Below are 1,806 nucleotides of genomic sequence, written 5' to 3'. Positions count from 1 at the left end.
AAAGATAAAAATTCAAATCAAGAAAACAATACAAAACAAAGCAATACCATTATAGATGATATAAAAGAAGATTTTAAGATTGTATCTAATAATGCTATAATAAATAATACTAACTTTAAAGGTAAAAAAATTGCTTAAAATATTAAAAAGAATTTTTATTATATTAGCTTTTATCCTAGCTATTGGTATTTATGAATTGATCCAAGAAGCTTTACAATTTAAAGAAGCTAATGAAAATAAAGCAAGAGAAAATCTTAGTGCTTTAATCAAATGGAGTGAAAACGAAGGCAAGGAAGAATTAGAATATGCTAAGAATTTAAGCAAAGAAAACTATAATCAAGAAAAAGTTACACAAATGATTATTAAAAATCTTAAGATGATACAAGCTAGTATTGAAGATGTAAGAATTTTAACCTCTTATTATCCTACAGATGAAGATGTTGAGCTTATGAGACAAGCTGGGCATGTTACAACAAATTCAAATACTGATATTATACTTTATCTTTTATATAATGAAGGAAATATCACAAATCAAAAAACTTCTTTTTTATTTGATAAGGAAAGATTTAAAGTTTTTGAAGATTTTTTATTTTTTCTAAATACTCGTTTAGAAGAGGATTTTTTGCAAAAAGATATTCATAAGTTTGATAGCTTTGATGTAGTTGGAATTGGAATGTATATTAACACTCTAATTGGTTATAATTGTGCATTTACTGATATGTATTTGAGTGAATTTTTACAAGATTATATTTGTGATTTAAATACCCCTAAAACTATGACAATTTTAAATGGTATGAGTCAAATTAACATTGCTACTGACAAAGTTTTATTGTTTTTTAATAAAGAATTAAAAATACACACTGATAGTCATTTAAAAATACAATTAGAAAAAGCGATCTATAATTTTAAGAAACTCAAACTCGGTCAAAAACAAATCAATCAGCTCAATACCCTACAATCTAAACTAAAAGAATGCACAAATGAATGAGATAGAATTTAACACTCAAAATAAAACCTTAAACGAAACAGAAAAAGAATTGCAAATTCTTTTAAAAGATGCAGGTGTAGATGAAATAGGAGAAAAACTACTTAAAGAAGTAGAAGATGTAAATAAAACAGAAAATTTTATGCATCAAAATAAATTTCAAACTGCAAAAGAATATACTGGATATATAAGCAATGCAAATGATACAATATCTAGCTTTTTCAAAGACCTAGAACCCTACCTACTCCCTTTTAAAATCATCATAAAAAGAGCAGATAATACCCTTAGTGGAATTGATGCTTTAATAGAATATCAAAAAACAAAAGATGGTTTAAAAGTTTCTGTAAAAATTGGTTCTGAAATTATTGCTTCACAAATTTTTACAATAGGAATACCGATAATAAGAACAGCAGCCATTACAACTTATAGTGCAATAGCAATTACAAGTAGCACCTTGTTAGGTGTTTTAGCAGCCATTAGTATTGTTGGTACTGGTATGATAATTCTTTGGTGGATTAATTCTAAAATAGAAGATTGGTTAAAAGATAGTGGTATTTCTTTTATTGATTTTATAAGAGAATATGAAACTCATTTAAGTTCTGAAGAAAAATATTATCATAACTTAGCACATTGTCATCAAACACAAATTAAAAATATGCAAAGAATTCAATTATATTACAATGGTAAGATTTCAAAAGATTTAAAAAATTACTACTATCCTTTTTATGATGTTAAAAAAACTCCATCTTTACTTAATGAAAAAAGTTTACTCAAAAGCATATCAAAAGATTATAAAGCATATAAAAAATTCAAAAGACAAG

Annotated in this window: 2 protein-coding genes; both read left to right on the top strand. The window is 25.1% G+C overall.

The window, feature by feature from the left end; translation table 11 throughout:
* Positions 1 to 130 precede the first annotated feature (130 nt).
* A complete protein-coding gene (locus L8U98_RS08145) occupies positions 131 to 988 on the top strand; it encodes a hypothetical protein (protein ID WP_263725504.1) in 858 nt (285 codons plus the stop codon).
* Positions 981 to 1,806, top strand: an 826-nt coding sequence (locus tag L8U98_RS08140; protein ID WP_263725503.1) for a hypothetical protein, incomplete at its 3' end; no start/stop codon positions are given. The genes L8U98_RS08145 and L8U98_RS08140, both read left to right, overlap by 8 nt.

Source organism: Campylobacter sp. RKI_CA19_01128 (assembly GCF_025771175.1).
Taxonomy (GTDB): Bacteria; Campylobacterota; Campylobacteria; order Campylobacterales; family Campylobacteraceae; genus Campylobacter_D.
This window is presented reverse-complemented; position numbering and strand designations above follow the sequence as displayed.